We start from the raw sequence: 24,177 nt of genomic DNA, 5'->3' as shown, positions 1-24,177 counted from the left end.
AGGGTGGAGCCCTCCCCGATCGAGCCCTTGGGTGTGGAGGGCGCGGCGTCCCTCCCGTGCCTGTCCGTCGCCGCTCATGCCGGCAGCGCCACCACGGCTTCCGCGTCCCAGGCGAGGTAGACGTCTGCACCGCGCATCGGCGGCGCCCCGTCTTCCTCGGCATGGGCGACGCGCAGGGTGGCGCCTCCGGTCAGGCGCACCAGCACCAGGGAGTCGTCGCCGCGGAAGGCGACGTCCTCCACCACGCCACGGGCGGTATTGGCTCCCTCGGCGGCGACGGCGACGCGAATGCGTTCGGGCCGCAGCGCGATGGCCGCAGTGTGGGCCGGAATGTCACCGGCGAAGGTCGCGCCGGCTTCGGCGCTGTCGAAGCGCCCTTCCATCGCGCGGCCTTCCAGCACGTTGGCCGCGCCAAGGAAGCGCGCCACGAAGCGGGAGGCCGGACGCTCGTAGATGGCGCGCGGCGCGCCGACCTGGGCGATGCGCCCGCCGTCCAGCAGGGCGACGCGGTCGGCGAGCGCGAGCGCCTCCTCCTGGTCGTGAGTCACCATGACGAAGGCGGCGCCGGTCTCGCGCTGAAGGGCACGGAGTTCGAAGCCGGTGCGTTCGCGCAGCCCGGCGTCGAGGGCGCCGAGCGGTTCGTCTAGCAGCAGCAGGCGGGGACGCATCACCAGGGAACGTGCGAGCGCCACGCGCTGCCGCTGCCCGCCGGAGAGCTGGTGCGGCTTGCGTCGCTCGAAGCCCGAGAGGCCGACCATGGCGAGCGCCGATGCCACGCGGCCCGTGACGTCGGCGCGCGCGACGCCGGCGCGCCGAAGCCCATAGGCGACGTTGTCCGCCACATTCATGTGCGGGAACAGCGCGTAGGACTGGAACATCATGTTCACCGGCCGCGCCCAGGGCGGCGTGGCGGCGATGTCGTGGCCGTCGAGCAGGAGGCGGCCGGAATCCGGTGTCTCGAAGCCGGCGATGATGCGCAGCAGGGTGGATTTGCCGGAACCCGATCCGCCGAGAAGCGCGAAGAACTCGCCCTCGGCGATCTCAAGGTCGAGCGCGTCCAGCGCGAGGGTGCCGCCAAAGCGCTTGGTCAGCGCCTCGGCGCGGAGCAGCGGCTTCAACGCCCCGCCTTGAAGCGCGACCACAGGCGGGTGCGGGCGCGCTCGGCGTCCCGCGGCGGGGTGCCGGCGACGAAGGTGCGCGACAGCGCCTCGGCGGAAGGGAAGACGTTGGGGTCGCTGCGCACCGCCTCGGCCACCAGCGGGCGGCTGGCCGGTACGGCATTCGGGTACCGCACGTGGCTGGTGATCCCGGCCATGACGTCGGGCCGCAGCAGGAAGTCGATGAAGGCCTGCGCGGCCTCCGGGTTCGGCGCATCGGCTGGGATGGCGAGCATGTCGAACCAGAGCTGCGCGCCCTCGCGCGGCATGACGTAGCCGATCTCGACGCCGCGGCTGGCCTCGCGTGCGCGGGCCTGGGCCTGGATGACATCGCCGGAATAGGTCAGCGCGACGCAGGCTTCCCCGGTCGCCAGCGCATCGAGGATGGAGCCGGAGGCGATGATGGTGCGCACATGCCGGCGGATGCCCATCAGCGCCTGCTCGGCGGCGCGGTAGTCTTCCGCCGTGCTGCCGTTCGGGTCGCGTCCGAGCCAGCGCAGCACGGAGGGCAGCACGTCCGTCGGGCTGTCCATCACCATGATGCCGCAGCGGGCAAGGCGCGCCGCGTTCTCCGGCTTCAGCAGGATATCGAGGCTGTCGAGCGCCACGTCCGGCCCCAGCGCCGCGCGCACGCGGTCGGTGCGTATGCCGAGCCCGACCGTGCCCCAGAGATAGATCGCCCCGTGCCGGTTGCCCGGGTCGATGGCGGCAACGCGCTCCATCAGCACGGGGTCGAGGTTGCGCCAGTTCGGGATCGCCGCCCGGTCGAGCGGCCGCAGAGCGCCGGCGCGCACCAGGCGGGCGAAGGTCGGTTCGCTGGTCGGCACCACGATGTCGTAGCCGGAGCGGCCCGCCGAGAGCTTGCCCTCCAGCGTCTCGAGGCTGTCGTACACGTCGTAGCGGACGCGGATGCCGGTCTCCCGCGTGAAGCGTGCGACCGCGTAGGGGTCGATGTAGTCGGACCAGTTGTAGACGTTCAGCACGCGCTCCTGCGCCGCTGCCGGCAGGGCAGAAAGCAGCAGGGCGAGCAGCGGCAAGAGGCGTCGGAGCATCGGCGCGGTCCCTCGGGCAGCGTTCGGCGGATGGCGCGCAGAGTAGCCACGCGCGACGCGGCTGCCATCCCCCGCGCGCGCGGCGGCAACTAGGAATTTTTCCCTTGACGTCTGGGGTAATGTTCCTGTAGTCACGCCGCACCAAGGGGTGAACTGCGTCCGGCGCGCTCCCCTTCCGGCCATCCCAACAGCCCAATCCCCCCGAACACCCCGCCCCCGGCGGCGGTGCGCCTGCGCGCGCCCGTCGCCTGGGGGGCGGCCGAGGAGCCCCGCATGTCCTTTTCCGTCAGCGAACTCTCGGCCCTGACCTCCGCCAACGGCTTCACCCTCTGGCACTACCGGACGGCGGACGACCGCGCCACGGTACTCGCGCCCGGCTACTTCGCGGCGGCGGCCACGTACCTTCTGCCTGGCGACATCGTCATCGTGCAGGCAGCGGACGCCACCGCCATGGTGCCGATCCGCGGCGGCACGCTGCCTGGCTCGGGCGTGACGGTGGACGGGTCGGGCAGCACGCCGGCCCTGCTGCGCTCGGCGACGCTGCGGGTGGACGTGATGCTCTCCGCCGCCGCGGCCGCGCGGGCGATCCAACTCGATGCGCTGCCGGCGCTCCTGTTCGCGAACGACCCGCTGCCGGTCGGCGCCACCATCACGGGGCCCGTCACGCAGGTGACGTTCAGCCTGCGCAACTCGGCCGGCGTCGATGTCGTGCCGGCGAAGACCGTCGCCGTCGCCGGCGGCCGCGCCAGCACGACCTTCATCGCGCCGCCGCCGGCAGGCGGCTACCGCATCCGCGTGATCGAGACGGGGGATCCGACGCTCGCCACGTTTTCCCCTCCCTTCGCCGTGGCCCAGCCGCCGCGCCTGCTCATCGAGGCGGGCGGGTCGCTGCTGCTCGAGAACGGCGCCCTTCTCCTCCTCTAGCCCGCCCCGCCCCATCCCGCCCCACAGCGAGAGAGAGACCCCATGTCCGACACCAAGATCAGCGCCCTGCCCGTCATCGCCTCCGCAGCCGACGCCGACACCCTGCCGCTGGTGCAGGGCAGTGGCGCCGCCGCCACGACGCGGCGCGCCTCGCTCGCGCAGTTGCGCGCCGGGTTGCTCGCCGACCGCCCGGTGCATGTGCGCGAATACGGCGCCGTCGGCGACGGCGTGACCAACGACGCGCCCGCCATCCAGGCCGCGGTGGACGCGCTGGCGGCGACCGGCGGCGGCGTGCTGCTCTTCGGCCCGCGCGCCTATCGGATCGCGAGCCCGATCGTCGTCTCCGGCGTCGCCGTCGTCTTCCAGGGCGCCGGCTTCACCGAGGGGCCGAACGTCGCCGCGGGCACCTGGCTGACCATCGACCAGACCGGCTTCACCCCCTTCACCTTCACAGGCATCGCCGCGCGCGGCTCGGCGGTGCGCGACCTCGCGGTGCGGCAGCAGCATTCGGCAGCGCTCAATGCGAGCTGGGCGCCCACCAATTACGACTTCGTCTTCCGCGTGCAGGACTGCCTGGGCGCGGTGGATTTCGAGAACGTCTTCCTCTGCGGCGTGAACCGCGGCATCTGGTGCGACAATTCCGGCCGCTTCAACGTCCAGCGAATGCGCGGCCAGGTCTATGCCACCGGCATCGAGATCGACCGCGCGCTCGACATCGGTCGCATCCATCACCTGCACCTCTGGACCTTCGTCACCGCGAACGACTTCGTCGTGCGCTGGCAGCAGCAGAACCAGGATGCGCTGGTGTTCCGGCGGGTGGACGGCGTCTTCCTCGACGACATCTTCGTCCTCGGCGCGCGATCGGTGCTGCGCTTCGCTTCCTCAGCGAACGGCGTGACGACCAAGTTCTACGTCGGCAGCCTCTACACGGACTTCGCGCAGGTCGGCATCTGGGTGGACGGCAATGGCGTGGAAGGCCAGATCGCCAACGCCACCACGCAGGGCGAGCTGTGGAATTCCGGTGGCGCGGCGCTCACCGGCGCGGCCGGCATCCGCATCGACGGCAACAACGCGAAGATCCAGGTCGGCAACCTCCGCGTGGACGCCGTGGAGAGCAACGCCGTCCGCATCAACGGCACGGGCAACCGGATCGACGTCTTCTCCTTCCGCGCCGAGCGCTACAACCAGCTCAATGACGGCTCGGCGGCGGTCCATGTCGCCAACGTCGCCTCCGGCACGCCGAACAAGGTGTTCCTGGGCAGCCCCGCGCTGCTCGGCAACGGCAATGGCGGACCGGCGGCGAATGCCGGCACCAATGGCCATGTCGCGCTGGCCGGGCCGGCGGGGCGCGTGGACCGGCCCGGCGTGATGCTCGGCACCGAGGACACCGGCCTCTTCGCGCCGGCGGCCAATGCGCTCGCCGCCGCCGCGGCGGGGACGGAGGTGCTGCGCGCCGACGCCGCCGGCACCGTCACCCTCGGCGCGGCGAACGGCGCGCACGGCTTCCAGGTGAACACGCCGGCGAATTCGGTGAACCGGGTCCTCGCCTCGGGCGCGGCGGCGGGCGGCATCGTCAGCCTGGCGGCGAACGGGGCCGACGCGAACATCCCGCTCTCCGTCGCGGCGAAGGGCACCGGCACGCTGCGGCTGCAGGCGCGATCCGGCACCGCCTTCGAGGTCAGCGCCTCCGCCACGCCGGTGAACTACCTGCGCGCCACCGGCACAGCCTCGGGCGGACAGCCGCAGCTCGCGGCGCAGGGCAGCGACACGAACATCACCCTGCAGCTCGCGCCGAAGGGCACGGCGCCGGTGCAGAGCACGGCGCCGTTCCAGTTGCCGTCCTACACGGTGGCGGCGCTGCCCTCGGCATCGACCTTCGTGCGCTGCGTCGTCCATGTCTCGGACGGCACGGCGAACAAGCGCTTCGCGATCAGCGACGGCACCTACTGGCGCTGGCCGGACGGCGCGGTGGTGAGCTGACCCGGCACACGCAGCGAAGGAACCGACAGCCATGACCGCCCTGACCGACTACGCCAAGAACCTGCTCGCCCGCGCCCTCGTCGGCCGCCAGCCCAGCCTGCCGGTGGCAGCCTGGGCCGCCCTCGGCACCGGCGGCACCGATGCCGCCGGCCTGACCGGCGAGCCGGCCGCCGCCACAGGCTATGCCCGCCAGCCGGTCGCCTTCACCGGCAGCGGCACGCAGCGCAATGCGGCGCCGGTGCGCTTCGCCTTCACCGCCGGCGTCGGCACGCTCACCCATCTCGGCCTGTTCGATGCCGTCGCGGGCGGCAATGCGCTGGCCTGGGGTGCGCTTGGCACGCCCGCCACGCTGAACGCCCCCGGTTCCGTCACCGTGCCGGCGGAAAGCCTGTCGATCGTCGCGGACTGAGACTGGCTAATCCCGGGGCGTCCGCGCGCGGATCCCCGCCCCGGCCGAACGGCCCGCATCCAGCAACGCCTGGGTGCGGTCCATGCCCCAGGTGGCGCCCATCTCCGGGCGGAAGTCACCCTCCCGCACATCCGTAACGGCGTAGGTGACGAGGTAGCCCCGCCCCGCCCGCCCGGCGATGACGGCAAGTTCCACCACCATGAAGCTGACCAGCACCTCCGGCCCGCAGGCGTCGCTGTAGCCGACCGGCATGCGCGCCTCGCGCTGCACGCCGGCGGCGAAGGCGACGGCGTCGTTGCGCGCCTCGTTGTGGCGGCCGACCTGGACGCAGGCGGCCGCGGCCGGATCCGCGCCCAGCACAGCCGCCACCGCCACCGCCCCGCAGATCGCCGATCGCACCGAAGCCTCCCTCGCCCGCGCGGCCGAAGGATGCCCCGGAACGCCATGCCCGGGCCAGCGCCCGGCATCCCAGCACAGAAGGACACCGCCATGGACCCGCGCCAGACCCGCGGCTTCCGCAACCGCAACCCAGGCAATATCGAGCACGTGCCGGCGAATCGCTGGCAGGGCCTGGCCGAACCGTCGCTCGAGCCGCCCCCGCCGGGCGGCGGGCGCGCCCGCTTCGCGCGGTTCACCAGCCACGAATACGGCATCCGCGCCCTCGCGCTGCTGCTGACGACCTACCAGGACCGCCATGGGCTTCGCACCATCCGCGGCATCGTCTCGCGCTGGGCGCCCGGCCAGGAGAACGACACCGAGGCCTATATCGCCGCCGTCGCGCGGTGGATGGACCGCCACCCGCGGGAGGGGCTGAATCTGCACTCCCATGCGGACCTGCGGCCGCTGGTCGAGGCGATCATCGCTCACGAACTCGGCGGCAATCCCTATGATCGAGCGACGATCGACGCAGGGTTGCGGCTCGCGGGCGTGGTGCCGGAAGGGCGGGCGACGGTCGCCCGGACAGGCACCGCGCGCGCGGCGGCCGGCACGGCGGCGGCAGGCGTCGGTGGCGTCGCCGTCGCGCAGGCGGCAGCGGAGTTGGCGCCGCATCTCGGCGCGGCGGCGGAACTCGCCCGCGCGCTCGGCCCCTGGCTGGCGGCAGCGTTCATCCTCGCCGTCGCGGGTTGGTTCGTCTGGCAGCGCGCCAGGCGGCCGGAATGACGGCGCTGGCAGGCCTGCTTTCCGCAGCCTGGGGGCGCGCTTCCGGCTGGCTTGCAGCCATGGGGGCAGCGCTGGCGTTGCTCGCCGCCACCTACGCCGCCGGCCGGCGCGACGGGCGGTCGCTTTCCGAAACCGAGACGCTGCGGCGCGCCCTGCGCGCACGGGAGATGCGCGATGAGGTGGACCGCGACGTGGATCGCGCTGGCGATCCTGCTGGCGAGTTGCGGCGGGACTGGCGCCGCCCGTGACGCCTGCGGCCCCTGGCGGCCGATCCTGATCGGCCCTGGCGACGTGCTGGGCGAGGCGACGGCGCGTTCCATCCTTGCGCACAACCTGGCGGGGCGGCGGCTATGCAGGTGGTGAACCCGCGCGATCGTCTTGAGAATTGACGTTGTTCAAGTTGCCGCGGGAGTATTCATCAGGAGTATTCCGGATGGATCGTTCCGAGAACCGCCGCACGGCCCCCGATCATGGATGGGCCCTGCCGCCACGGCAGGCATACCGCGGGAGCCGGTGCGCCGGGTGCGGGACAGCGCGATGGCCCCATCGCCCCGGCGCGGAGGGCCGGCATGCCGGACGCCGGTGATGCCGAGGGTCCAGCCTGCCGGATCCGCCACCTCGACCTCGGATCCCTGGCGGACGCCGATCCGGCTGCGCCGGGGCAGTTCCTCGTCTTCTGGCTGGGGGACTGGCCGGTTGGGGCGGCATTCCTTCGCGGCCCCGACGACGTTCCCGCCGGCATGACGGAAATCGCCGGGCGCTGCGTCGCGCCCGCCCGGCGGGCGGCCGCGGGCCTCGCCATCGAAGCCGCCGGCCGCCCGCACGACGGACGCGCGCTGAGCGTCGTGATCTGCACGCGCGATCGGCCGGAGGACCTCGCCCGTTGCCTTGCCTGCCTGCCGCGGCAGAGCCGCGCGCCGGACCAGGTCGTCGTGGTGGACAACGCATCGCGCGACGGCGCCCGGGTGCGCGAGGTGGTGACGGCGGCGGGCGCCGACTACGTGCGCGAGGATCGTCCGGGCCTCGACATCGCGCGCAACCGGGGCGTGGCTGCTTCCAGGGGCGATATCATCGCCTTCACCGACGACGACGTGCGGCTGCATCCGCGCTGGCTAGAGCGCCTGGCAGCAGCCTTCGACGAGGAGCACATCCTGGCGGTGACGGGCCTCGTCCTGCCGGCCGAACTGGAGACGGCCGCGCAATGCCACTTCGAAGCGCATTGGAGTTTCGCGCGCGGCTTCGACCGGATCGACTTCGGCCCTGACTTCTTCGCCTCCGACGTGGCTGAGGGCTGCCCGGCTTGGGAGATAGGGGCTGGCGCAAGCATGGCCTTCCGCCGCCAGGTCTTCGATCGCATCGGCCTCTTCGATGAACGCCTGGATGTCGGTGCGGCCGGATGTTCGGGCGATTCGGAGTTCTGGCACCGCGTGCTGACCCACGGCGGCACTTGCCGCTACGAGCCCGCCGCGGTCGCCTTCCATCATCATCGGCGCGACTTCCCGGGGCTGGCGCGGCAGATCCGCGCCTACATGCGCGGCCATGCCGCCGCGCTGATGGTCCAGTACGAGCGCAGCGGCAATGCCGGCAATCGCCGTCGCGCGCTGCTCACCATGCCGGCCTGGTATGCCGGCCGCCTGCTGCGGCGCTTCACGCAAGGCGCCTCCGAGCGCGACCGCCTGCTGTGGCAGGAGATCGGCGGCTTCGCTTCCGGCCTGCTGTTCTACTGGCGCACGCCACGACCCGAAGGCGGGTCTCGCGGCGGATGACCCCGCAGCGGGCTGCGTCAATGGAGATCGAGGTTTCGGTCATCCTCCCCGCGAAGGACGCGGCGGCGACGCTCGGCGAGGCACTCGACAGCCTTCAGGCCCAGACGATGCCGCGCTGGGAAGCCATCGTGGTGGACGACTCCTCCAGCGATGGGACGGTGGAGGTCGTGCAGGCCCATGCGGCCCGCGACCCGCGCATCCGCGCCGTGACGGTTCGCGCCGGCAGCGCGGCCGCCGCGCGCAACACCGGCATCGCCATGGCGCGCGGGCGGCGCCTGCTGTTTCTCGATGCCGATGACTGGATCGCGCCGCAGCACCTCGAACGTCTCATCGGGGTGCTTGCCGCGAACCCCGGCGCGACGGCCGCGTATTGCGGCTTCCACCGCGTCGGGCCGGATGGCGCATCCTGGCCGGCGATCTGGCGCGCGGATATCGCCGAAGCTCCTCGAGAGGCCTTCGCCCAACGCCCCGGCACCGCGATCCACGCCGTCCTGGTGGACCGCGCCGCGGTCACGGCCGCAGGCGGCTTCGATCCGACGCTGCGGACCTGCGAGGACTGGGATCTGTGGCAGCGCCTCGCCATGCGCGGCGCGCGCTTTGCCGGCACCCCCGATGCTTTGTGCTTCTACCGCACGCGGCCCGGCTCGCTCTCCCACGCGCATCGACAGTTGCTGACGGACGGCATGCAGGTGTTGCAGCGCGGCGGTGCTGCGATCGGCGCGCCGGAGGATGCCTGGCTGCTGCCCGCGACCTATCTCGCTGCCTGGTGCGCAGCGGCGGAGATCGGTGCCGGGCGTGAGGGGCTGCCCCTGCTCGAAGCCGCTGCGCCGCGCGCCGCCTGGAACGAGGACGTGGACTCCCTGCGGAACACGGTCATCGAGGGCCTCGAAGTCGGCGGGGCGCTTGCCCGTTCGCAGATCGTCGCGGCCTGGCCCGAAATGGCCGGGCGGGTCGATGCCGTGCTGCGATGGCTCGAGGAGTCGCTCGCGCAGCCGGGGCTGGCGCGGCGCCTGACCTACGCCATCGAAGGCGCGCTGCTCGATGCGCCCGACCTCGCGGTACCCTGTGCGCTCGGCGTCACCATGGGTGTCCGGATGGAGTTACGGCACCTGCAGGCGATCCGGCCGCCACCCGGCGTGGACCTTGCCGTGGTTCACATCTGCCAGGGCGGCCGGCGGCTGCGGCGCCTGGAACTGCCACTGCTTGGCCCCCTCGGCGCGCGGCAGATCGCCGCTGCCTGCCTCGATGAGTTCGGACATCTCGGCACGCTGCAGAGAACCGGCGTCATCCGCCGTCCCGCCTTCTGGATAAAGGTGCTGCGCTCCGCGCCCTCCCTGGCCTGGGACGCGGCCGCGAGGATGGCCGGTCGGCGGCGTCACGCCCCAAGCCTTCGCGCGGTCTCCCTCGCCGCCCTCGGGCGCGCAATCCTTGCCGGGGTCGGCCCGCCGCCGCGGCCGGACGAAAGCGGGGCGCTGCTCGACGCGATCCGGGTGCGGGCCGCAGAGGAAGCGGCACGGCTTCCGAAGCCGCCACCCGCGCCGCCTCCGCCAATGGCCGCCGGGGGCACGGTCGGGACCGAGCCGCTCCAGAGCGATTGGGACGCCGTGTTCGCGCAGCCCGACCCCTGGAACTACGGTTCGGACTACGAGACGGTGAAATATCGCCGCACGCTGTCCATTCTGCCGGAGGGGCCGATCGGCCAGGCGCTGGAACTCGCCTGTGCCGAAGGTCATTTCACCGAGATGCTGGCGCCGCGCGTGGGGCGGCTCATCTCCACCGACATCTCCCCCCGGGCGCTGGAGCGCGCCGCAGCGCGTTGCGCGGCGCACCCCAACCTCTCCTTTCGGAAGCTCGACCTCGCCAAGGACCCGCTCCCCCCCGGATGCGATCTCGTCGTATGCACGGAAGTCCTCTATTATCTACCGGGAGTGGACGAGCTGCGCGCCGTGGCCGGGAAGATCCGCGACGCGCTCTCCATGGGAGGCCATGTCGTGACGGCGCATGCCTTCGTTCTGGACGACGGCGACACCCGCACGGGATTCGACTGGCACCACGCCTTCGGCGGGGAGACCATCGCTCGCGTCTTTTCCGAGACGACCGGGCTCGTGCGCGAACGGTCGATCGTTACCGACCTCTATCGCATCGACCGCTTCCGCCGCGACGACGGGCCGCCGCCGCTTCCCATGACCGAGCATGCGCCGATCGGCTGCACCCTGCCGCCGGCAGTCGCCCGCCAGATCGTCTGGGGCGGGGCGGAGGCGCGCCGGCGCGACCTCCGCACACGGGTCGCGGCGGATCGCGTGCCGGTGCTCATGTACCACCGGATCGCCGAGGACGGCCCCCCTTCCCTCGCGCGCTACCGCGTCGCTCCCGCGATGTTCGAGGCGCAGCTCCGCCACCTCCGCCGGCGCGGCTTCCACGCGATCGACGCTGCCGAACTGCATTGGTCCCTCGCCACGCGCCGCCCCCTGCCGGGCCGGCCCGTGCTGATCACCTTCGACGACGGCTATCGCGATTTCCGGGAGACGGCGTGGCCCATGCTGCAGGCAAACGATTTCACCGCCGAGGTGTTCGTCGCCACCGACACCGTCGGCGGCACCGCGGCCTGGGACAGTGGCCATGGCCCGCCGGCTCCGCTGCTCGACTGGGACGACATCGTCGCGCTGTCACGCGAGGGCGTGGGCTTCGGTAGCCACCTGGCGCATCATGTCCATGGCGACAGTCTCTCCACCGCCGAACTGGCGGAGGAGCTGGCACGGTCGCGCGCGACGCTGGAGGCGCGCCTGGGGCGCCGGGCGACGGCGCTCGCGGCGCCCTACGGCACGCTCGACGCGCGCTTCCTGCACCTCACCGCGGCCTGCGGCTATGAGATCGGCTTCTCGGTCCGGCCTGCCTGGGCGCGGATCGGCGATCCGCTGCTCGCGTTGCCGCGCCTCGAGGTCTTCGGCGCCTGGGATCTCGACGACTTCGCCGCCGCCGTGGAAAGGCCGCAGTGATGGCCACCGCCCACGAGGAAACGGTCGCCGCGATCGTGCCGGCTTTCAACGCCGAACGGACGATCGACGAGACGCTGCGCAGCATCAGGTCCCAGACGCATCGCGACCTGGAGATCGTCGTGGTCGATGATGGCTCCCGCGACCGCACTGCGGAGATCGTGCTCGCCCACGCGGCGGCCGATCCCCGCTTGCGCCTGGTCCGGCAGGCCAATGGCGGTGTCGCGGCCGCGCGCAATCGCGGGATCGCGGAGTCCGCCGCGCCCTACATCGCGCCCATCGATGCCGACGACCTCTGGGAGCCGACCAAGATCGCGCGCCAGCTCGCCCTGTTCCGCGAAGGGGGCGAGCGCGTCGGCCTCGTCTACACTTGGTCGGCGCTGATCGACCAGGAGAGCCGCGTTGTCGGCTTCGGGGACCGGCCGCGGGACGAGGGCGAGGTGCTCTCCCGCATGTGCCGGGGCAACGTGGTCGGCAATGGCAGCGCGGCACTGATGCTGCGATCCGCCGTTCTCGAGGCGGGCGGCTACGACGAGACGCTGCGCGCCCGCCGCGCCCAGGGCTGCGAGGACCTGCTGCTCTACTGCCGCATCGCGGCCAGGCACCACGTCGCGGTCCTGCCCGAACCCTTGACCGGCTATCGCCAGGGCTCCGCCACCATGTCGCGCGACGCCCTGCAGATGTTCCGGTCCTGGCAGATCGTCGCGGCGAACCTGCGGGAGATGTTCCCGACGGAGCGCGCGAACATCGACCACGGCGAGTTGCACGCCGCGCGATGGCTGCTCAGCCGCGCCCTGCATGCCTGGAAGTTCGGGGAGGCCTGGATCATCGCCTGGGCGCTGCTGCGGATGGGCGAGTGCGGATCGGTGTCCCACATCATCTCCGAATGCCGAAGCGTCGCAGGGGACATGCTGCGCCGCCGCCACGCTTCGCTGACGCAGCGCATGCCGGGCCGTGAGCCCCCCCGGCAATCACCCGCGCCGCCGCGCTTCCCGATCGGATGCGTCGAGGAGGCATTTCCCGCGCCATGACCCCGGCGCCGCAGGGGAGCCCCGGTGACGACGGAGGGCGTCGAAGCGGCGCCCTGACCCGCCGCGAGATCGGGAAGCTCCTGCAACTTGCCGGGCCCCAGCTGCGCGCCCTGCCGTCACTGGTGCTCCTCGGCCTCGCGGCATCGCTCGCCGAGACGCTTGGCATCACCCTGGTGGTCGTGTTCCTGCAGCTCGCCATGGCGCCGGGCGAACCGCTTCCCGTCGTGGGCGGGCTCCTCGAGATGGTGTTCTCCACGGCACGGAGGTTCCTGGGGACGGAGCATGCCGATCTCGCGCTCATGGCGGCGATCGTCGGCCTCATTGCCGCAAAGGCGGGGCTCGGCCTCGCCTATTCCCTGCTGGCCTCGAACATCCGCACGGCGCTGAGCGAGCGCGTCCGGAACCGCCTTCACGGCCGCTACCTCACGATGCCCTATGCGGAGGTCCGCGGCTACGACCAGGGCGAGCTTCTCGATGCGCTCGCCACCTCATCCTGGGCGCTTGCCGATGCCGCGATGGCCGTCGCGCGGATGGTCATCAGCGCCTGTTCGATCATGGTGTTCGGCGCCGTCCTGTTCGGGTTGTCCTGGCGGATCACCCTGATCGCGGCGGCCGGCTCGATCGCGCTGTTCGCCAGCCTGCACCTGCTTTCGCGCCGCGCCCGCCGGCTGGGGGAGGAAATGCGGCAGGTGAACCATGGCCTCGCCCTGGGATCGCTCGTTGTCCTGCAGGGGCTTCGAACGATCCGGGCCTTCGGCCAGGAACGGCGCTTCCAGGAGGAATTCGAACGCGCCTCCGGCCGCGCCCGGACCACCGGGATGGCGGTCGAGCACCTGCACGCGCTCATTCCGCCCGCCACCGAGGTGGGGTATTTCATACTTCTCTGCGCCGTGGTGGTGGTCGCGCAGGCCAGCGACACGCCCTTCGCCATCACGCTCGCCTGCGTCGCCCTGCTCTATCGCCTGCAGCCGCATCTGCGCGAACTCGAGGCGAATCTGCTGGCGGTCGCGCAGTCCGAGCCCGCCATGCGCACGGTGCTCGCGATGCTGGGCGATGCGCGCATGCCCGCGGAGCCGTCCGGCAACCTGCCATTCACGGGCACGCGCGAGAGGATCCGCTTCGAGGGCGTAGGCTTCACGCACCCGGGCGCAAGCCGTGCGGCCCTGGCTGACACGAGCTTCGAGATCCCGGCCGGCGCGGTCACGGCCATCATCGGGGAAAGCGGCGCGGGCAAGACGACGATCGTGAACCTCCTGCTGCGTCTCTATCATCCGGGCAGCGGTGCGATCCTGGTGGACGGTACGCCGCTGGAGGCGATTTCGCGGGAGGCCTGGCTCTCGCGCCTCGCCGTCGCGGGGCAGGATGTGGAACTTGTCGAGGGCACGGTGGCGGACAACATCCGCCTCGCGCGCCCCGACGCGACCGAGGTAGAATTGCGCGCCGCGGCCGAGATGGCCGGGGCCCTGGACTTCATCGTGGCCCTGCCGGAGGGCTTCGATAGCTGGGTCGGCCAGCAGGGCCTGAACTTTTCCGGCGGTCAGCGGCAACGAATCGGCATCGCCCGCGCCGTGCTGAACGATCCGGACATGCTCATCCTCGACGAGGCCACCAACGCGCTCGACGCGACGCTCGAGGAGGAGGTGCGCGACAGGATGCGGCGCGCCTTCGCCGGGCGGACGCTCGTGCTGGTCACGCACAGGCTCGACACGGCACTGGTCGCCGACCATGTCGTGCACATCTCGGCCGGGAGGATCGTCGAGGCCGGCCCCCCGGCCAGCCTGCCGGACCTGGCCGCCATGCGGCGTCCTTCCTTCAGCGACCGCCGGCGGCCAGGGACCGCGTCAGCGGAAATTCGGTGAACCCTGCGGCTTCTGCTCCGCGGGTTGCGCCCCGGGCGTCCGGCGCACCACGCCGGCATCGATCAAACCCTGCAGGGCCTTCTGCATGACATCCACGGAATTGGCGAAGCCTTCGACCGAGAAGATCAGCCGCTGGCGCAGCACGGGCTTCGGCTTGTTGTCCGCATCGCGCTCGGTCGGCGAGAGGCTGACCAGGTCCACGCGGACGATGGAGCCGCTGACGGTGATCTCGCCGATGCCGTCCGTAAAAAGTTCAGAGTGCATTCACTTCTCCCATGACTGCGCCCCGCTTTGGGGTCGTCGTTCAGCGAATCTTCCGCCATCGCGCGGCCCGGGTCCAGCCTGCGCCGCGGCCGCGCACACCCCGCAGGGCGAGCGAGCCGCGACGCAGCCGCGTCATGCGGCGAGCTGGCCCTGGAAGAGCACGTCCACCCAGTAGTTCGTCGCATTGTAGCTGTTGGACGGGAAACCGCCGCTACCATAGGCGTAGAGGCCGTTCCCGCCGCTCGAGGCCGAAGACGGCGCGAGGAGGGGACCGCTCTCCTTCGCATTCGAGAAGTAGTTCGGGGTCGCGGAGTAGTAGCCCGCATTCGTGTGGTACGAGACCACGTAGTCCGTACCGGCGGTGATGCTGACCGGCGTCGCGAACTTCGCCTGCTGCCAGCCGTTTGCGGTCTCGTTGGCGAAGGTCACCGAACCGAGCAGGCTGCCGGTCGCTGTCCACAGGCTGCCCGTGTGCGTCCCGGTGTTCAGATCGCCCTTGTAGAAGCGCACCCCCGTCACGCTGCCGGCGACCGTCGCCTGGAAACGCATGCCCAGTTCGATGGAGCCGGGATCGTTGACCGACGCTGTCGCAGGTGTATCCGACGCCGCGAACAGGCTGCTCGTGACGACGGGCTGCGAGACGTCGAGCGCCACGCCGGCCTGCGACGACCCGCCCCGCCCGTCCGAGACGGCGTAGTCGAAGGAGGCCGACCCGGCATAGCCCTGCTCCGCCGTGAAGGTGACGGTGCGCGCCTGGCTGTCCAGGACCGCATTGCCGTGTGTTGCGCCGGAAACGCCGGTGATCGTCAGCGCATCCCCGTCCGGGTCCGTGTCATTGCCGAGCAGCGCGGAGAAGGGGATCACGAGCGGAGTCGTGCCGGCAACCGCGAAACCGGAATCCGCATTGGCGGTGGGGCCGCGGTTGCGCGCATCCATCACGACGTCCACCCAGTAGTTGGTCGAGTTCCAGGACTGGTTCGGAAGACCGCCGGAACTGCCGTAGGCGAAGACCCCGTTCGCCCCGCCCTGCGCCGTCAGCACGCCGTTCTGATACGCACTCGCGAAGAAGCCTGGCGTCACCGAATAGTAGCCGGAACTCGTCCGGTAGGAGGCGACGTAGGTCTGGCCCGCGCTGATGTTGACGGGTGCGGCGAAGTCGACCTGCTGCCAGCCGCTCCCTGTCTCATTGGTGAAAGTGGCGGACGCCAAAAGGGTGCCGTCGGCTGCCCACAGACGGCCATCATGCGCCCCGGTATTCAAAGCCCCCTTGTAGAAGCGAATGCCGGTGATCTGCCCGCCGACGCTGGCGGAGAACCGCACGCCGACTTCCACCGGCGAAGGATCCTGGGCGGAGGCCACCGCAGGCGTGTCCCAGGCAGAGAAGAGCCGCTCACCCTGGCCGGGCGCCATCACGTCGATGCCGACATGCGCGGCATCGGTGCCACCCTCAGGGTCGGACACGGTGTAGTCGAAGGCGGCCAGCCCCGCGTAGCCAGGATCCGGCGTGAAGATCACGGTGCCGGCGCTGGCGTCCAGCGCCGCTGTCCCGCTGGTCGCATTCGCCACGGCGGTGATGGTGAGTAGCTCCCCATTCGGATCCCGGTCGTTCGCCAGCAGGGCGGACATCGGGATCACCAGCGGCGTACCGGCATAGGCCACGATGCCGGTATCGTCCCCTGCCACAGGCTGGCTGTTGCCCGGCGAGAAGACCGCGTCCACCCAGTAGTTGGTGGAGTTGTAGCTCTGGGTCGGGAAGGCCGAGTTCCCGTAGCGGAAGACGCCGTTCGCGCCGCCCTCGGCGACGATGGCGCCGTTGGTATAGCTGCTCGAGAAAAAGCCCGGCGTCGCCGAATAGTATCCCGTATTCGTGTGGTAGGAGGCGACATAGGTCTGCCCCGTGGCGATAGTGACCGGCTCGGCGAAGTTCACCTGCTGCCAGCCGCTCGCCGTCTCGTTCACGAAGGTCGCCGTGGCGATCCGCGTGCCGTCAGCCGCCCACAGGTTGGCGGTGTGCGTGCCGGTGTTCAGCGAACCCTTGTAGAAGCGGATGCCGGTGATGCTGCCCGCCTGCGTGACCTGGAAGCGCATCCCGACTTCGATGGAACTGGCGTCGTTCACGGATGCGGTGGTCGGCGTCGCGGCCGGCTGGAAGAGCGTGACGATCGCGCCGCTGTCCTGCACCTGCAGAACGACGCCCGCCGAGGAAGTGCCGCCGCGCCCATCGGAGACACCGTATGTGAACGAGGCGGGTCCGGCGTAGTCGGCCTCCGGCGTGAAGGTGACCACGCGGGCCTGGGCATCGTAGCTGACCGTGCCGTGCTGCGCGCCGGAAACACCGGTGATGCTCAACACGTCCCCATTGGGATCGGTGTCGTTCGACAGCAGCGAGGAGGCCGCGATGTAGATCGGCGTGTTGCGCGAAGCGACGAAGCCGGTATCGGCGGCTGCCACCGGTGGCTCGTTGACCTGGCTCGCCGGCTGCAACACCACGTCCACCCAGTAGTTGGTGGCATTGTAGGTCTGGTTCGGGAAGGTGCCGGCCGCGCCATAGGCGAACAGGCCGCTGGTGCCGCCGTCCACCGAAAGCGGTCCGTTGACGTAGTTCTGGCTGAAGTAGTTGGGCGAGGCCGAGTAGAGGCCCGACGTCGTGTGGTAGCCCGCGACATAGGCCTGACCCGCCGTAATGGCCACCGGCGTCGCGAAGTCCACCTGCTGCCAGCCGCTCGCCGTCTCATTGGCAAAGGTCGCCGAGGCGAGCAGCGTCCCGTCGGCCTTCCACAAGTGGGCCGTATGGGTCCCGGTGTTCATCCCACCCTTGTAGAAGCGGATGCCGGTGATGCTGCCGGTCGTCGAGGACACGAAGCGAACGCCGAGTTCGACGGGACTGGTGTCCGCGACATTGGCGAAGGTCGGCGTGTCGGTCGCCGTGAAAAGGCTGACGCGGTACGGTGGCTCCTTCACCGTCAACGTCACCCCTGCCGTCGCAGTGCCGCCACGGCCGTCCGTAATGGCGTAGGTGAAGCCGGCTTCCCCCGTATATCCCGCATCGGGCGTGAAGGTGACGGTCTGGCGATAGGCATCCCACACCGCCGTGCCATGCAATGCCCCCGACACGCCGCTGATAGCCAATGGATCGCCATTCGGGTCGGTATCGTTGGCAAGCAGCGTCGCGGCCGAGATCACCATGCGCGTATTCTTGTCGCCCGCGATGCCGGTATCGGCGGTCGCGGCTGGCGCGCTGTTGCCCACCGTCGACGCGGGGTTGAAAACCACGTCGACCCAGTAATTGGTTGCGTTCTGGACAGGCCCCGTCGGGAACGTCCCAGCCGCGCCGTAGGCGATGAGGCCATTCGGGCCGGTCTGCCAATCGCTTGCCAGCGCGGTCAGCGGGCCGCTGGTATGGCTCTCGGCGAAGTACACGCCCGGCGTCGCCAGGTAGAGGCCTGTCGTCGTGTGGTAGGAGGCGACGTAGACCGTGCCTGCGGCGATCGACACCGGCTGCGAGAAGTTCACCTGCTGCCAGCCACTGCCGCTTTCGTTCGTGAAGGTCGCGGTTGCCAGCAACGTCCCGTTGGCAGTCCAGAAGTTGCCGACGTGCGGTCCGGTGTTCTGGTCGTCCTTGTAGAAGCGAATGCCGGAGATCGTTCCGCTGCGCTCGGATGTGAACTTCACGCCGAGTTCCGTCGGGCCGAAGACGTGCACGACGCAGACATTGCAGCATACGGGCACGGTCGACGGATCCCAGGTGCCGGGAAGCGGCGGGGGCGTGTCGTCCGGGCTGAACAACGTGACCTGCGTCGCCGGCGTGACCGTCATCTGCACGGGACTGCTCGAGAAGCCCATGTTCAGGCTGTCATCGACGGCCCGCGACATGATGCTGTAGGCGCCCGCCAGCGGCGCCACCCAGGTGTAGCTCCAGGTGTTGCCGGTGAGCGTCGCCGCCCGCCAGTTCTGGCCGCCATCGGTCGACACCTCGACCGCAGCGACACGTCCGCCCACATCCGCTGCGGTGCCGGTCAGCAGCACGCGCTGACCCTCCGTCACCGTCAGCCCACCGCCGGGCGTCGAGACCTGCGAGGTGGGCGCGGAAAAGTCGATGGATGCGGTAGCCGGCATGAGGTCGGACTGCAGCGTCGTCGCCTGCACGCCCATGTCGGCGAAGAGGTTGACCATCGCCTGCTGGACATTGACGTCCGTCGGCGTGCCCTCGAGGTCATGGTTGGAATCCAGCCCCCACGACCAGTAGACCGTGCCCGCGCCGAAGACCAAGGCGCCGTTCGGCGCGCGGTAGAGCGTCAGGTTGTGCGTCGCGGTGCCCGGACCCACCGCGGTCCCGTAGTCGGCGAGCAAGGTGTTGACGTCGAGCGTCGTGCTCGACAGCCGGATCATCCCATCGGGGGTGAAAGGCGTGTCCGGAGCGACATCCCATTCGTACCCGAGGAGGTTCTTCACCAACTCGGCGGTTTCGCCGGGCGCCGTCTCGGCGACCGCCGTGTTCCGCCAGAAGCGCAGTTGCGTCATTGCGTAGGGAATGGTGATCGAGTCCAGGCGGTAGCTGTCCACCTGGAACATCGTGCCCTGCAGCGCGTTCTCCGGCGTCTGCCCGCCGAGCGACGGATCGTAGGACAGGTCGCGCCAAGTGCCGGTCCACTCGCCGCTCGGGTCGATCTTCGCGCCGGCGCGCGTCTCCTTGTAGGAGACGAGCGTCCGGTAGTCGGTGTTGCTGCCGTCGATGCTCCCTTCCCAGCGGGTCTTCCAGTACATCGCGTTGCCGCTGAGGAAGGCGAGGTTGACGCCGGCGTTGCGCGCCGCTTCCACATTGGCGCGCTGGTCGCCCGACCAGTACTCATCGTGCCCGACCGACAGGAAGATCTTGTGGTCGAGCAGGCCCGCGCCGTTGCGCGCCGTGTCCACGCCCGCGATGTAGGAGACGTCGTAGCCATTCATCTCCAGCCAGCGCACGGCGGAATGCTCGACGCCGAAGATGAAGTCCTGGGGGCCGGCCAGGTAGCCGCCACCCGGATAGCGCGTCGTGATCGGACGATTATAGCTGACCGCATAGGCGCGCCCCGGCGCGCTGTCGCCGCCCGGCCCGTTGCCGCCATAGAGGTTCGCCCCGCCCCATCCGTTGTAGGCCTGCCAGGTCGTGTCCGAGGTCTGGAACACGATGTCGCTGGATGCCGCGTCGTTGCGCACGATGAAGGGGACGTGGTTTTCGCCGAAGGTTCCATCCTGGCGCACCAGCTTGGCGATGTAGATGCCCGAGACGGCATCGACGGGAATGTTCCACATGTCCGTCACGGACCAGTTGCCGGCGTCGACGAGGCCGGTCGACGGATCGCGCAGCGCATCCGGCTGCAGGATCGCCTGGGACGCCTGGTGGTTGATCGAGCCCACCAGGCGCGCGCCGTCGCCGCCGTAGTAGCCGAGGCGGTAGACGTCGATGCGGTAGTTGCTGGAATCCGTGTTGATCTTGAAGCTGACAGCCTGGCCGAGGTCGTAGCTGATATCGGTCGTGAAGCCCTCGATGCTGGACGACGCGCCCTGCATCAGGTCCCACACGCTCTGCGGCGTGCCGGGCAGCATGTTCTCCTGCACGATCCGGTTCGCGGCCGTCGCCTGGAAGGTCGACGCGCTCGTGGTGGTGCCGGCGGCGGAGAAGCTCGCTGTGGAGTCCGTCGCGGTCGACGTCGTGGATGTGCTCGTGACCGTGAAGGTCGACGTGCTGCCTTCGCCGCCGACGCCCAGCACAAGAATGTCATCCGACGTTGCCATCGTCGGATCCTCGAACGAGACGAACTCGAACTTCGTCAGCAGCGGCTGCAGGGTGGCCGTGGTGGTGGCGGACATGGGGGGGATCCTCCGGCGACCGAGATCAGGGCTCCCGCAGGCTCTCGTCGAGCCCGCGGAGAAGGGGATAGGCGAAATAGGCGAGCAGGTTGCGGCGGCCGACCTGGACTTCGCCCACGACCGTCATGCCTGGCATGAGGCGCGTTCCATCCGGAACGCCGCGGAGTGCGATCGCGCCCAGCGTGGCCCGGCCGCGATAGGCCGTCTCGCCGCTGTTCTCACGCCCGCGCGGGAAGGCACCCTCGCTGATGGTGCGCAGTTCGCCGTCGACCGTGCCGTGCTCCTGGTAGGGGAAGGCGTCGAACTTGATCCTGACGCGCTGGCTCACTGCCAGGCGCCCGACATCAGAGGGCTCGATCGCGAGTTCCGCCTCCAGCACCGCATCGAGGGGAACCAGCGTGAAGAGCGTCTCTGCCTCCCGCACCACGGAACCGACGGATCGCGCGGCAATCTCGAGCACCACGGCGTCGGCCGGCGCGGTCAACACCACCATGTTCCGGCGCAGTTCGGCCTTTGCGAGTTCCTCGTGCGCCGCGTCACGTTCCGCCCGGACGCGGACCAGGTCGTCCAGCATCTGCTGCCGCTGCTCCTCGGCGAAGGACCGGCGCTCGGCCCGGTTGCGCAGGACGTCCTGCGCCAGTTCATCGAGATTGGCTCGCTGGTGTTCGAGCCGCCCCTCGAGTTCCAGGCGCACGTTCCGCGTTTCCAGAAGGGCGACGCGGGAGCCGACCTGCGAGGACAGCAGCTGGGCCCGCATCGCCTCGAGCTCGCGCACCACGTCGAGCCGCGCCGCCAGCACCTGCTGGTCGCGGAGGCTGGTCGCGATGGAAGCTTCGGTCGAGGCGATGCGCGCGTCGAACTCGGAGAAGCGTGCCTCGCGGAAGGCACGGCGCTGCGCGAAGCTCGCCGCCTGCAGCCGGACCTCCTCGTCCGCAAGGGGGCCGGCGGCATATGCCGCCCCGGACAGCTCGGCCTCCAGCCTCGCCACATGCGCCGCGCGCGCCGCAACGCGCGCGCGGAGCTGCGCGAGATCAGCGGCAGCGAAAGTGGGATCGAGCGTGGCCAGGGTCGCACCAGCCCGCACGACGTCCCCGGGTGCGACCTCGAGAGTGCGGATCACCGAGGTCTCGAGCGGCTGCACGACGAGGTTGGGCGTCGTCGCCACCAGCCGCCCGGGCGCCACGATGACGCGATCCACATAGGATAGCGAGGCCCAGGCCAGCGCCGCGGCCATCAGGGCGGCGGCGGTGTAAAGGACCAGTCGCGCCAGGATGCGCGGGGGCCGCTCCTCCAGCGCGATCGCCGGCGGGCGAAAGGCTGCCAGCGGCCCGGGCGCCCGCGGCCGCAGCGGCACGACCTCCGGGGGCCGGCGCTCCTGCGGTTGCGGCCCGCTCTTCCCCTCGACGCTGCGGATGGCCGGTGCCGTCATGCCACCTGCCTCATCTGCTGGTTCCACAGGCTCCGATAATCGGTGCAGCGCTGCAGCAGTTCCGCATGGCGCCCCATGTCGAGCACCCGCCCGCGATCCATGACGAGGATCGAATTGGCGTCGGTCAGGGTCGCGAGGCGGTGGGAGACGATGATCACCGTCCGACCCTCCGCGATGCGCCGCAGGTTGCGGCGGACGATCGCCTCGCTCTCGGGGTCGAGCGCGCTCGTCGCCTCGTCCAGGATGAGAAGCCGCGGCCGGATGATCAGCGCCCGTGCGATGGCCAGCCGCTGGCGCTGGCCGCCGGAAAGGTTCTGGCCGCCTTCCTCGATGGGCGTATCGAAGCCGCGCGGCAGGCGCTCGATGAACTCGTCCGCGCCCGCGAGGCGCGCGGCCTCGGCGATCTCCTCGAGGCTCGCGGAGGGGCGCGGCGCCGCGATGTTGTGGCGCACCGTGCCGCGGAACAGGAAGTTCTCCTGCAGCACCACGCCGATGGAAGCACGCAGGTGCGCCAGGTCGAATTCGCGGATGTCGTGCCCGTCGAGCCGCAGCACGCCTTCCTCCGCCGTGTGCAGGCCCTGCAACAGGCGCGTGATGGTCGTCTTGCCGGACCCGCTCCGCCCGACGACACCGAGCACCCCTCCGGCCGGCACCCGGAAGGAGACACCGGCGAGAGCCGGCGCGGCGGCACCGGCGTAGCGGAACGTGACCTCGTCGAACTCGACCGCGCCCTCGATCGGCGGGGTGATGCCCTGCCCGCGCCCGCCGCGCTCCGCCTCCGCCCCCATCACCTCGCCCAGCATGCGCACGGACATCGCGACGTCCTGGTACTCATGCGCCATGGCCACGAGCTGCATGAGCGGCCCCGACACGCGCCCGGCGAGCATGTTGAAGGCCACCAGAGCGCCGACCGTCATATGGCCTTCGAACACCAGCAGCGCGCCGAGACCGACGATGGCGACCAGCATCGTCTTCTCGAGCAGCCCGGTGAGCGAAAGAGCGACGGCCGAAACCTTCTCGACCTCATGGCGCATGCGCACCGCCTCGGCGGAGCGCTCGTCCCAGGCGCTGCGCTGGCGCGGTTCCATCGCCAGCGACTTCAGCGTGCGCATGCCGTGCACGCTCTCGACGAGATGCGCCTGGCGCTCGCCCTCGGCCTTGTGCAGCGCGGCGAGGCGGCGGCGGAAGGGAGCCGACAACCCGGCCACGACCAGTGCCGCGACGAAGGCGAAGCCGAGCACCACCAGGGCCAGCCGCGCGCTGTACAGGAAGAGGATGGGCAGGAAGACGAACAGCGTCATGCTGTCGAGCAGCGTGAGGAACATCCGTCCCGTCAGGAATTCCCGCACGCGGGACGCCTGCTGCAGGTGGCGCACGACCACCCCGGCGGGCATGCGCTCGAAGAAGTCCATCGGCAGGCGGAGAAGGTGGCCGAAGGTCCTGGTGGCCACCCGGATATCGACGCGGTTCGTCGCATAGATCAGCAGATAGCGGCGCAGGAAGCCGAAGAGCCCGTCGAAGACGAGCGCCAGCATGACGCCCACCAACAGCACCTGCAGCGTGGCGATGCTCTGGTGCACCAGCACCTTGTCGATCACGATCTGGAAGAACACCGGCACGGCGAGGCCGAGCAGGCAGAGGAACAAGGCCGCGATGGCAACCTCGCCGAACAGGCGGCGCTCGCGGTACAATTCAGGCAGGAACCAGCCGAGGCCGAAGCTTGACGCCGCGTCCTGCCCGGCGCCGGCCTCGCCGCCGCGCGCCAGGAGAAGCGTCTCTCCCTGCCAGGATTCACAGAAGCGGGCGCGCGGGATGCGCAGAGTGCCGTCGGCCGGCGCCAGCGGGTCGCGGACCAGGGCCTCGCTGCCGTCCTGCCCGCCCGTCTCCTGCGCTCCCAGAACGACCACCCAGTTGCCGTTTTCGAGACGGGCCATGACCGGATGGTTGGGATCCACGCCCTTCAGGTCGTCCCATCGGAGCGTGGCGCGCTCGACGCGAAGCCCGGCCTCGCGGCCGATACGAAGGAGTAGCGCCAACGGCGGTTCTGCCCCGTTTAGTGCGTAGTCGTGCCGAATTCGCTCAACCGAAAGATGTATTCCCAGACAACGCGCAACGTCCACAAGAGCAACAAGTGACGTTTCACGTAATGATCCAGGCATCTACAGAATGCTTCTCGCCACGCATTTCCGGGGAACGAAATGTTCGTAGGATGGATATTGATATCGTTTCGAGAGACGTGCAATTGATTCAGCATGCTCGCGAACGCCCATTGCCGGTTTTCGTTCACGATGGCGTCGTCCGC

General features: G+C 70.4%; 16 protein-coding genes. 9 read left to right on the top strand and 7 right to left on the bottom strand.

Going from position 1 to position 24,177, the window contains the following annotated elements:
- Positions 1–74: 74 nt before the first annotated feature.
- Complete coding sequence (locus tag GXW76_RS03290) at positions 75–1,118, bottom strand: ABC transporter ATP-binding protein (protein WP_211860560.1); 1,044 nt, start codon at positions 1,116–1,118, stop codon at positions 75–77.
- Positions 1,115–2,209, bottom strand: a complete 1,095-nt coding sequence (locus GXW76_RS03285) for a polyamine ABC transporter substrate-binding protein (protein WP_211860559.1) — start codon at positions 2,207–2,209, stop codon at positions 1,115–1,117. The genes GXW76_RS03290 and GXW76_RS03285 overlap by 4 nt, the downstream gene beginning before the upstream one ends.
- A gap of 273 nt (positions 2,210–2,482) precedes the next feature.
- Here GXW76_RS03285 and GXW76_RS03280 point away from each other — a divergent pair, with 273 nt between their 5' ends.
- The 3 genes from GXW76_RS03280 to GXW76_RS03270 are packed head-to-tail and all read left to right on the top strand — an operon-like array spanning position 2,483 to position 5,522.
- Complete coding sequence (locus tag GXW76_RS03280) at positions 2,483–3,133, top strand: hypothetical protein (RefSeq protein WP_211860558.1); 651 nt, start codon at positions 2,483–2,485, stop codon at positions 3,131–3,133.
- A 42-nt stretch (positions 3,134–3,175) separates the two neighbouring features.
- Entirely contained in the window at positions 3,176–5,113 is a 1,938-nt protein-coding gene (locus GXW76_RS03275) for a glycosyl hydrolase family 28-related protein (RefSeq protein WP_211860557.1), read from the top strand.
- Between the two features lie 31 nt (positions 5,114–5,144).
- Entirely contained in the window at positions 5,145–5,522 is a 378-nt protein-coding gene (locus tag GXW76_RS03270) for a phage tail fiber protein (RefSeq protein ID WP_211860556.1), read from the top strand.
- 6 nt (positions 5,523–5,528) lie between these two features.
- Here GXW76_RS03270 and GXW76_RS03265 read toward each other — a convergent pair whose 3' ends face one another.
- Complete coding sequence (locus tag GXW76_RS03265) at positions 5,529–5,921, bottom strand: hypothetical protein (protein ID WP_211860555.1); 393 nt, start codon at positions 5,919–5,921, stop codon at positions 5,529–5,531.
- Between the two features lie 90 nt (positions 5,922–6,011).
- Between GXW76_RS03265 and GXW76_RS03260 the strand changes: the two genes are divergently transcribed.
- From GXW76_RS03260 to GXW76_RS03235, 6 genes are all read left to right on the top strand, one after another.
- The gene (locus tag GXW76_RS03260) at positions 6,012–6,683 is read left to right on the top strand and encodes a structural protein (protein ID WP_246513879.1); all 672 of its coding nucleotides are present in this window, start codon (positions 6,012–6,014) and stop codon (positions 6,681–6,683) included.
- The gene (locus GXW76_RS03255) at positions 6,680–6,931 is read left to right on the top strand and encodes a hypothetical protein (protein WP_211860553.1); all 252 of its coding nucleotides are present in this window, start codon (positions 6,680–6,682) and stop codon (positions 6,929–6,931) included. The genes GXW76_RS03260 and GXW76_RS03255 overlap by 4 nt, the downstream gene beginning before the upstream one ends.
- Positions 6,932–7,252: 321 nt before the next feature.
- Positions 7,253–8,449, top strand: a complete 1,197-nt coding sequence (locus tag GXW76_RS03250; protein ID WP_211860552.1) for a glycosyltransferase family 2 protein — start codon at positions 7,253–7,255, stop codon at positions 8,447–8,449.
- A gap of 20 nt (positions 8,450–8,469) precedes the next feature.
- Positions 8,470–11,445, top strand: coding sequence for a trifunctional glycosyltransferase/class I SAM-dependent methyltransferase/polysaccharide deacetylase (locus GXW76_RS03245; protein ID WP_211860551.1), 2,976 nt, complete (start codon positions 8,470–8,472; stop codon positions 11,443–11,445).
- Positions 11,445–12,473, top strand: coding sequence for a glycosyltransferase family 2 protein (locus GXW76_RS03240; protein WP_211860550.1), 1,029 nt, complete (start codon positions 11,445–11,447; stop codon positions 12,471–12,473). Before GXW76_RS03245 ends, GXW76_RS03240 begins: the two co-directional genes overlap by 1 nt.
- On the top strand, positions 12,470–14,332 hold the full coding sequence (locus GXW76_RS03235) for an ABC transporter ATP-binding protein (RefSeq protein WP_211860549.1): 1,863 nt from the start codon (positions 12,470–12,472) through the stop codon (positions 14,330–14,332). The genes GXW76_RS03240 and GXW76_RS03235 overlap by 4 nt, the downstream gene beginning before the upstream one ends.
- Here the strand turns inward: GXW76_RS03235 and GXW76_RS03230 are convergent.
- From GXW76_RS03230 to GXW76_RS03215, 4 genes are all read right to left on the bottom strand, one after another.
- Entirely contained in the window at positions 14,315–14,596 is a 282-nt protein-coding gene (locus tag GXW76_RS03230; protein ID WP_211860548.1) for a hypothetical protein, read from the bottom strand. The two genes, GXW76_RS03235 and GXW76_RS03230, sit on opposite strands and share 18 nt — an antisense overlap.
- Positions 14,597–14,728: 132 nt before the next feature.
- Entirely contained in the window at positions 14,729–20,446 is a 5,718-nt protein-coding gene (locus GXW76_RS03225) for a DUF4082 domain-containing protein (protein WP_211860547.1), read from the bottom strand.
- A gap of 25 nt (positions 20,447–20,471) precedes the next feature.
- Positions 20,472–21,875 (bottom strand): HlyD family type I secretion periplasmic adaptor subunit, encoded by a 1,404-nt coding sequence (locus GXW76_RS03220; RefSeq protein ID WP_211860546.1) that lies wholly within the window; start codon positions 21,873–21,875, stop codon positions 20,472–20,474.
- Complete coding sequence (locus tag GXW76_RS03215) at positions 21,872–24,034, bottom strand: peptidase domain-containing ABC transporter (RefSeq protein ID WP_211860545.1); 2,163 nt, start codon at positions 24,032–24,034, stop codon at positions 21,872–21,874. Before GXW76_RS03215 ends, GXW76_RS03220 begins: the two co-directional genes overlap by 4 nt.
- Between the last annotated feature and the right edge of the window lie 143 nt (positions 24,035–24,177).

The organism is Neoroseomonas soli, from assembly GCF_018129065.1.
GTDB classification, from domain to species: domain Bacteria; phylum Pseudomonadota; class Alphaproteobacteria; order Acetobacterales; family Acetobacteraceae; genus Neoroseomonas; species Neoroseomonas soli.
The sequence above is the reverse complement of the archived record's forward strand: the minus strand, read 5'-3'. Positions and strand labels throughout refer to the sequence as shown.

Coding starts and splice junctions, on each gene's coding strand:
- GXW76_RS03285 (WP_211860559.1), bottom strand. CDS start 2,209: ATGCTCCGACGCCTCTTGCCGCTGCTCGCCCTGCTGCTTTCTGCCCTG.
- GXW76_RS03280 (WP_211860558.1), top strand. CDS start 2,483: ATGTCCTTTTCCGTCAGCGAACTCTCGGCCCTGACCTCCGCCAACGGC.
- GXW76_RS03220 (WP_211860546.1), bottom strand. CDS start 21,875: ATGACGGCACCGGCCATCCGCAGCGTCGAGGGGAAGAGCGGGCCGCAA.
- GXW76_RS03235 (WP_211860549.1), top strand. CDS start 12,470: ATGACCCCGGCGCCGCAGGGGAGCCCCGGTGACGACGGAGGGCGTCGA.
- GXW76_RS03240 (WP_211860550.1), top strand. CDS start 11,445: ATGGCCACCGCCCACGAGGAAACGGTCGCCGCGATCGTGCCGGCTTTC.
- GXW76_RS03255 (WP_211860553.1), top strand. CDS start 6,680: ATGACGGCGCTGGCAGGCCTGCTTTCCGCAGCCTGGGGGCGCGCTTCC.
- GXW76_RS03215 (WP_211860545.1), bottom strand. CDS start 24,034: ATGCCTGGATCATTACGTGAAACGTCACTTGTTGCTCTTGTGGACGTT.
- GXW76_RS03230 (WP_211860548.1), bottom strand. CDS start 14,596: ATGCACTCTGAACTTTTTACGGACGGCATCGGCGAGATCACCGTCAGC.
- GXW76_RS03270 (WP_211860556.1), top strand. CDS start 5,145: ATGACCGCCCTGACCGACTACGCCAAGAACCTGCTCGCCCGCGCCCTC.
- GXW76_RS03245 (WP_211860551.1), top strand. CDS start 8,470: ATGGAGATCGAGGTTTCGGTCATCCTCCCCGCGAAGGACGCGGCGGCG.
- GXW76_RS03275 (WP_211860557.1), top strand. CDS start 3,176: ATGTCCGACACCAAGATCAGCGCCCTGCCCGTCATCGCCTCCGCAGCC.
- GXW76_RS03225 (WP_211860547.1), bottom strand. CDS start 20,446: ATGTCCGCCACCACCACGGCCACCCTGCAGCCGCTGCTGACGAAGTTC.
- GXW76_RS03250 (WP_211860552.1), top strand. CDS start 7,253: ATGCCGGACGCCGGTGATGCCGAGGGTCCAGCCTGCCGGATCCGCCAC.
- GXW76_RS03260 (WP_246513879.1), top strand. CDS start 6,012: ATGGACCCGCGCCAGACCCGCGGCTTCCGCAACCGCAACCCAGGCAAT.